General features: G+C 71.7%; 7 protein-coding genes. 4 read left to right on the top strand and 3 right to left on the bottom strand.

Features of this window, described 5'->3' with window-relative positions; all coding sequences use genetic code 11:
• Window positions 1-8: 8 nt before the first annotated feature.
• Window positions 9-1,349: a CitMHS family transporter gene (locus ACFQRI_RS26690; protein ID WP_380673353.1), complete on the bottom strand. Its 1,341-nt coding sequence runs from the start codon at window positions 1,347-1,349 to the stop codon at window positions 9-11.
• A 165-nt stretch (window positions 1,350-1,514) separates the two neighbouring features.
• Here ACFQRI_RS26690 and ACFQRI_RS26695 point away from each other — a divergent pair, with 165 nt between their 5' ends.
• The 4 genes from ACFQRI_RS26695 (at window position 1,515) to ACFQRI_RS26710 (ending at window position 4,761) form a co-directional block, all read left to right on the top strand.
• Window positions 1,515-3,125: a sensor histidine kinase gene (locus ACFQRI_RS26695; protein ID WP_380673355.1), complete on the top strand. Its 1,611-nt coding sequence runs from the start codon at window positions 1,515-1,517 to the stop codon at window positions 3,123-3,125.
• Window positions 3,122-3,790 carry a response regulator gene (locus tag ACFQRI_RS26700; protein WP_380673357.1) on the top strand — a complete coding sequence of 223 codons (669 nt, stop codon included), beginning with the start codon at window positions 3,122-3,124 and terminating at the stop codon, window positions 3,788-3,790. Before ACFQRI_RS26695 ends, ACFQRI_RS26700 begins: the two co-directional genes overlap by 4 nt.
• Before the next feature lie 84 nt (window positions 3,791-3,874).
• Window positions 3,875-4,348: a MarR family winged helix-turn-helix transcriptional regulator gene (locus ACFQRI_RS26705; protein WP_380673359.1), complete on the top strand. Its 474-nt coding sequence runs from the start codon at window positions 3,875-3,877 to the stop codon at window positions 4,346-4,348.
• Complete coding sequence (locus ACFQRI_RS26710) at window positions 4,345-4,761, top strand: organic hydroperoxide resistance protein (protein ID WP_380673361.1); 417 nt, start codon at window positions 4,345-4,347, stop codon at window positions 4,759-4,761. The genes ACFQRI_RS26705 and ACFQRI_RS26710 overlap by 4 nt, the downstream gene beginning before the upstream one ends.
• 139 nt (window positions 4,762-4,900) lie before the next feature.
• Here ACFQRI_RS26710 and ACFQRI_RS26715 read toward each other — a convergent pair whose 3' ends face one another.
• On the bottom strand, window positions 4,901-5,905 hold the full coding sequence (locus ACFQRI_RS26715) for a tetratricopeptide repeat protein (protein ID WP_380673363.1): 1,005 nt from the start codon (window positions 5,903-5,905) through the stop codon (window positions 4,901-4,903).
• A gap of 183 nt (window positions 5,906-6,088) precedes the next feature.
• Window positions 6,089-6,312, bottom strand: a 224-nt coding sequence (locus ACFQRI_RS26720; RefSeq protein WP_380669905.1) for a transposase, incomplete at its 5' end; no start/stop codon positions are given.

The following is a 6,312-nucleotide window of genomic DNA, read 5'->3' on the forward strand; positions in this document are numbered from 1 at the left end:
CGCCGTCCTCAGTGCACGGCGATCAGGCCGAGGCCGAAGCCGGAGGCGATGACCACCGCGCACACCAGCAGCGCCCACTTGATCGCGAAGCGGTGGTGGTCGCCGAGGTCGACCTTGGCCAGTCCGATCAGGACGTACATCGCGGGCACCAGCGGGCTGAGCATGTGGATGGGCTGCCCGAGCAGCGAGGCGCGGGCGATCTCCATGGCGCCGATCCCGTGCTGGGCGCCGGCTTCGGCCAGGATCGGCATCACGCCGAAGTAGAACGCGTCGTTGCTCATGAAGAACGTGAACGGAACGCTCAGCACCGCGACGATGATGCTGAAGTACGGGAACAGCGCGTCCGGCAGCGCGACGAGCAGGAACTCCGCCATCTGCTCGATCATCCCGGTGCCGGAGAGCACCCCGGTGAACACCGCGGCGGCGAACACCATGGCCACCACCGCGACCACGCTGTCCGCGTGCGAGGCGATCCGGTCGCGCTGCTGGTCCAGCCGCGGGTAGTTGACGATCAGCGCGAGCGCGCAGCCGATCATGAACAGCACCGCGATCGGCAGCACGCCGACGATGAGCGCGACGAGCATCGCCATCGTCAGGCCGGCGTTGAACCAGTACAGCTTGGGCCGCAACGACTCCCGGTCCGGCGCGAGCACGTCGAAGTCGGCCGATCCGCCGTCGACCGGGCCGTCGTCGCCGGCGCCGGGACCTCCCGCGCCGACGAGCACCGGTGCGGCGGTGCGCAGCCGAGCCCGCTCCCGCAGGCCCAGGACGTAGGCGACGACGAACACGGTGGCGAGCCCGGCGGCCAGCGCCGGGATCATCGGGACGAACAGCTGCTGCGGGTCCAGCCGCAGCGCGCTCGCCGCCCTGGCCGCGGGACCGCCCCAGGGGACGACGTTGAGCACCGCGTTGGTCAAGCACGCCAGACCCGTCATCACCACTGGACTGACGCCGAGCCTGCGGTAGATCGGCAGCAGCGCCGAGACCGTGATCATGAACGTGGTGGTGCCGTCGCCGTCCAGCGAGACCAGCGCCACCAGGGCGACCGTGCCCATGATCAGGCGCAGCGGGTCGTTGCGGGTCAACCGGACAACACCGCGCGCGATCGGGTCGAAGAGCCCGGCGTCGATCATGATGCCGAAGTACAGGATCGCGAACAGCAGCATCGCCGCCGTGGGGGCGACCGACTTGATCCCCTCGGTGATCATGTCGCCGAGGTCCGGCGCGAAGCCTCCGATCACGGCGAAGGCGATCGGGATCGCGATCAGCGAAACCATCGGCGAGAGCCGTTTGCTCATCACCAGGTAGAGGAAAACGGTCACCATGCCTAAGCCGAGCAGCGCGATCAACGCGTCCTCCTCCCGTGCGGACCTGCGGTGGTCCTCGTTGCAGCGCCGTTGCGTTCCGGGGAACGTTAGGTGAGCCCGTTCACCGTGACGAGAGTTGTCGACGTTGTTCGCGTATTCCGCGTTCACATCGTTCTGCGCGTTTTGCTCACCGCGTATCGTCGAGGGATGCCCCACCGCCCGATGCGGTTCGCGCGGCAGGCGTTGTTGCTGCTGATCGGCTTGATCGCTCTGGTCACCACGATCGGGTTCTTCCTCGTCGCTTCGCTGCTCGACCGCCACCTCGTCGACCAGTACGAGCAGCGCGCGCTCACCGCCGCCCGCGTGATCGCCACCGACGCCGATCTGGTGGCCGCGGTCGCCCGCGGCGACCAGACCGGAGTCCGCACCCAGGCCGCGCGGGCCCGCGCGGCGACCGGGGCGCTGTTCGTCGTGGTCACCGACCGCAACGGCATCCGGCTGTCGCACCCGGACGCCGAGAAGATCGGCGAGCCGGTCAGCACCGATCCGCGCAAGGTGCTCGCCGGCCACGAGGTCGTCGACGTGCAGCGCGGCACGCTCGGGCTCTCCGCGCGCGGCAAGGTGCCGCTGCGCGGCCCGGACGGCGCGGTGCTGGGGCAGGTCAGCGTCGGCTTCGACGCCGAGGACGTCGACGTCGCGCTGCTCCGGCTCCTGGGCACCACCGCGGCGTTCACCGGTGGCGCGCTGCTCGTCGGCATCGCCGGGGCCGCGTGGCTCACCCGGGTGCTCAAGCGCCGCACGCTCGGGCTCGAACCGCAGGAGCTCGCCGAACTGGTGCGCCAGCGCGAAGCGGTGCTCTACGGCATCGGCGAGGGCGTGCTCGCCGTCGACGCCGCGGGCCGCGTGTCGGTGCGCAACCAGGAGGCCGAGCGCCTGCTGAACACCCCGATCGAGGTCGGCACCGCGGCGTCCGCCCTGGACGTCCCGGCGAGGTTGCGCGAGCTGCTGGAGAGCCGCCGGAAGGCGGACAACCTGATCACCCTCACCGACGACCGCGTGCTGGTGGCCAACCACCGGCCGGTGACCCGCGGCGAGGTCGAGCTCGGCAGCGTGCTCACCCTCCGCGACCGCACCGACCTCGAGTCGCTGAACCGCGAGCTGGACAAGGTGCGGAGCATGACCGACACGCTGCGCGCGCAGCGCCACGAGTTCACCAACCGCCTGCACACCCTGTCCGGGTTGCTGCAGACCGGAAGGCCCCAGGAGGCGGTCGAGTACGTGCAGGCGCTGACCCACGGCGAGATCACCGGTCTCGGCCCGGCGGCCGAAGCGGTGCGCGACCCCTACCTCGTGGCCTTCCTGTCGGCCAAGAAGTCGGTGGCCGCGGAGAAGGGGGTGGAGCTGGAGCTCGGCGAGACGAGCTGGGTGCCCTCGGCGGTCGTCGCGCCCGTCGAGGTCACGACCGTGGTGGGCAACCTGGTCGACAACGCGATCGACGCGGCGCGAGCGGGAACCGCCCGACCCGCCCGCGTCGAGGTCGATCTGCTCGCCGACGGCACCACCCTGCACGTGTCCGTCGTGGACACCGGTGACGGCGTGCCGGAGGAGCGGCGGGAGGAGATCTTCGCCGAAGGCGTGTCGTCCAAGCACCCGCCGGGCAACGGCCTCGGGCTCGCGCTGTGCAGGCAGGCGGCGCGCGGTCTCGGCGGGGACGTGCGCGTGGCAAGCTCGGGAGAGCGGTCCGGCGCGCTGTTCGTGGCGGTGCTGCCGACCGCCCTGGAAGCAGGTTCCCCGTCCGGCGAGGAGGCGCGGTCGTGATCGGAGTGGTCGTCGTCGAGGACGATTTCCGGGTGGCGCAGGTGCACGCGGAGTTCACCGATCGCGTCCCCGGCTTCCGCGTCCTCGGCACCGCGCACACCGCGGCGCAGGCCCGCGAGCTCGTCGACGCGCAGAACCCGGATCTCGTCCTGCTGGACAACTACCTCCCCGACCGGGACGGCGTGGCGCTGCTCGCCGAGCTGGAGACCGACGCGATCGTGCTCACCGCGGCCGCGGACCCGGCGACCGTCCGCTCCGCCCTGGCGGCGGGAGCGCTGAACTACCTCATCAAGCCGTTCACCGCCGAGCAGCTCGCCGATCGCCTCAACGCCTACGCCCGCTTCCACGCGCGCCTGCCGGTGACCGGCAACGCCGTCGACCAGGAGGAGATCGACCGCGCGATGCGGCTGCTGCGCGAGGGCGACCGCCCGACGGCTCCGAAGGGACGCTCCTCGCTGACCACCCAGCTGGTCCTCGACGCGCTGCGCAACGACGGACGCGCCCGCTCCGCGGCCGAGATCGCCGACGAGCTGGGCATCTCGCGGGCCACGGCGCAGCGCTACCTCGCCGCCCTCGCGCAGAACGGACAAGCCGTCATGACCCTCCGCTATGGCGCGAGCGGCCGCCCCGAGCACCAGTACGAACCCCTGCCCACCGGGCGGTAGCGGACGCCGCAGGATCGGGCGGGCACCGATCAGTTGCACCCAACTAGATTGCGCACAATCAAATCGTGCGCTACCGTTCCTGGCGTGGTTGCGGACTCGACATCGACGCTGGATCGCCAGCTCTGCTTCGCGCTGTACAACGCGTCGCGGGCGTTCACGAACCTGTACCGGCCGCTGCTGGAGGACCTCGGGCTCACCTACCCGCAGTACCTGGTGATGCTGGTGCTCTGGGAGCGGGAGTCGCTGACGGTCAAGGAGCTCGGCGCCGCGCTGCGCCTGGACTCCGGGACGTTGTCGCCGCTGCTGAAACGACTCCAGGCGCGCGGGTTGCTGGTCCGCCACCGCAGCGAGGAGGACGAGCGGTCGGTCGCCGTCGCCATCACCGACGAGGGCCGCGACCTCCGGCAGCGGGCGCGCGGGATCCCGGAGCGGGTCATCTCCGCCACCGGCATGGAGATCGCCGACGCGGTCGAGCTGCGGTCCACGTTGCACGAGCTCACCGCTGCGCTGGACGCGGCGGCGAAACGGGAGACCGAGGAACGGGAGGACCGAGGATGAAGACGCTCTACACGGCAGAGGCGACCGCGACCGGGGGTGGCCGCGACGGCCGGACCCGCTCGTCCGACGGCGTGCTCGACCTCGACCTGGCGGTGCCCGAGGAGATGGGCGGCCAGGGCGGTGCGACCAACCCCGAGCAGCTGTTCGCCGCCGGCTACTCCGCCTGCTTCCACAGCGCGCTGCAACTGGTCGCGCGCAAGTCCAAGGTGGACATCACCGGTTCGTCGGTGACCGCCGAGGTCGGCATCGGCCCCAACGACGCGGGCGGCTACGGCCTCAGCGTCGAGCTGGTCGTCGAGATCCCCGACGTCCCCCGCGAGCAGGCCCAGCAGCTGGCGGATTCCGCCGACCAGGTCTGCCCGTACTCCAACGCGGTGCGCGGCAACGTCGACATCAGCGTGCGAGTCGCCTGACCCCGCACCACCACCGAGACCTCGCGCCGCGCGGCGCGTTCCGACGAGGACGCCGCGCGGTGCGAGGTCTCGTCCGTTGGCGAAGGCCGCAGCTCTTCGCGCGCGATTGAACTTCCCGCGCGACCGTTCCGCGCGGCTCCTAGCCCAGGAGCTCCTGGCGGGCGGCTTCGGCCATCTTCGCGGCGTGGTGCAGGCCGCTGGCGGTGAAGCGGTCCTGCAGCTCGCGCAGTTCGGCTTCGACCTGGGGCGCCGGGGCACCCTGCCTGGCCCGGCTCTTGGTCAGCCCCAGGCGCGCCAGCGCTTCCCCGCGCGGCTCGGAGATCCCGTCGAACTCGTCGACCGTCGCGCGGTACACCCGCTCGGCCTCGGCGTACCGGCCGGCCCGGTAGAGGACGTTCCCGCGCATCTTGTGGTTGTACGCGAGAGCGCTCTCCAACCGCATCTCGCGGCAGATGGGTTCGGCCTCGGCGAGCAGGGCGAGCGCGCGCTCGGTCTCACCGCGCAGCGAGGTCAGGTCGGCGATGCCGCGCAGCGCCCACGCCCGGCCGCGCCGGTCATCGCCCTCGGTGGCGATCCGGCAGGCCTCGGTGAACATGGCCAGCGCCGCGTCGTGATCGCCCGAGTGCCGGTGGATCTGCGCGATCCCCTCCAGCGCCCACACCACGTGCCGGGGTTCGCCGTCGGCCCGCGCTTCGGCCAGCAGCTGCTCGTGCAGCCGCAGCGTCCCGGCGAAATCGCCCTGCACCCGGCCGGTTTCGGCCAGCCCGGCCAGCGCGTACCCGCGAGCCACCCGATCGGCGCCGCGCTCGGCGGCTTCGGCGGCCGAGCTCAGCCACCGGTGCGCCAGCGCGTAGCGGCCGCGCTGCCGGGCCAGGGTGCCACCGCTCCACAGCGCCCAGGCCACCGCAGCGTGATCGCCGGCGTCGCGCGCCGTCCGGTAGCTGGCCCGCCAAGCGGCCTCGGCGCGCTCGACGCGGCCCAAGCGGCGGCAGGCCTCGGCGATGGCCAACTGCGCTCCGGCCCGCTCGGCCGCGGTCGTGGCAGCGGCGTCGTGCTGCTCGGCCCGCTCCAGAACGTCGTCCAGGGACGCGTTCACCGACAGCGCGGCGAGCGCTCCGCGGTACTCGGCGGCTCTGGCGTGCATGGATCTTCTCCCCCACGTCGTCGTGCGGGGATCGATCGCGCCGGTTCCGCCGGTTCCGGCGGGCCCCCTGCTCGGCGCGGCCGATCCCGATCATTGCCCTCGACCGCACGCTATGGGCGCGCCGAGCCGACGACCTCCGGCCAAATCCCGGAGATCCTGCCGTCGAACCCCTAGGGGGTGTCCTCAAAGCCAGATGAGGAGTGTGGCTAGGTCGATCATGGCTTGGTAGGACTGGGCGGTTTTGTCGTAGCGGGTGGCGATGGCTCGGTGTTGTTTGAGTTGGTTGAAGCAGCGTTCGACGATGTTGCGGCGTGTGTAAATGCTGGCGTCGAAGGCCGGCGGGCGCCCACCGGCCTGGCCGCGTCGTTGCCGGTTGGCCCGTTGATCTCTGCGTTCGGGAATCGTGG

The organism is Saccharopolyspora griseoalba, assembly GCF_042665275.1.
In the GTDB taxonomy this organism is placed as follows: Bacteria; Actinomycetota; Actinomycetes; order Mycobacteriales; family Pseudonocardiaceae; genus Saccharopolyspora; species Saccharopolyspora griseoalba.

Excerpts from the sequence above, each read along its gene's own strand:
- ACFQRI_RS26695 (WP_380673355.1), top strand. The coding sequence starts at position 1,515 with ATGCCCCACCGCCCGATGCGGTTCGCGCGGCAGGCGTTGTTGCTGCTG.
- ACFQRI_RS26710 (WP_380673361.1), top strand. The coding sequence starts at position 4,345 with ATGAAGACGCTCTACACGGCAGAGGCGACCGCGACCGGGGGTGGCCGC.
- ACFQRI_RS26715 (WP_380673363.1), bottom strand. The coding sequence starts at position 5,905 with ATGCACGCCAGAGCCGCCGAGTACCGCGGAGCGCTCGCCGCGCTGTCG.